This is a genomic window from Arthrobacter liuii (genome assembly GCF_014639275.1).
Lineage (GTDB): Bacteria > Actinomycetota > Actinomycetes > Actinomycetales > Micrococcaceae > Arthrobacter > Arthrobacter liuii.
This window is the reverse complement of record NZ_BMFW01000091.1, coordinates 1-597: the sequence shown is the minus strand read 5'-3', so window position 1 is coordinate 597 and position 597 is coordinate 1. Positions and strand designations below refer to the sequence as shown.

The following is a 597-nucleotide window of genomic DNA, read 5'->3' as shown; positions in this document are numbered from 1 at the left end:
GGGCGGGGTTGGCGCGGTCCGGGCCTTTCCAGTCCTGCTTCTTGGACCAGTCAGCCCAGGCCTGGGCGGCAGGCTGCGCAGCGGCCGGGGCAGCTGCTGCCGGGGATCCATTCAGGGTGTCCAGCGGGATCTGGTTGGGCTGGGCGGTGTAGGGGGTGGTGTCGGCCTTGTCGGTGAACGCGTCGAACATAGGCTGCGCGGCGAGGTCCATCTGGGTCATCGGGGGCAGCGCGAGGATCTGTTCAATGGTCCGGACGATGTTCAACTGCGTGTAGTAGGTGTTCACAACGGCGCCCTTCTTGGCAAAGGGGCTCCACACCAGGGCCGGCTGGCGGTGACCGTCGACGTGGTCGACACCGCCCTGGCTGTCATCTTCCATGACGAACACGGCGGAATCCTTGCCGTACTTGGAGTGGGAGATACCGTCAATGATCCGGCCGACGGCAAGGTCGTTGTCCGCGACCATGGCGGACGGTGTGGGCTGGGACGGGTCCGTCCCGGCGGTGTGGTCGGTCGGGAGTGTCATGACATTCAGCTGCGGGAGGTTGTTGTCCGTTTCGGCCTGCTTGAGGTCTTTGAGGAACACGTCCGCCCGGT

The 597-nt window shown here is 65.5% G+C and carries 1 protein-coding gene; it reads right to left on the bottom strand.

Annotation, left to right across the window (positions count from 1 at the left end; all coding sequences use genetic code 11):
- Positions 1-597: alkaline phosphatase family protein (locus IEW19_RS23225; protein WP_308420035.1), on the bottom strand; the 597-nt coding region annotated here is incomplete at both ends.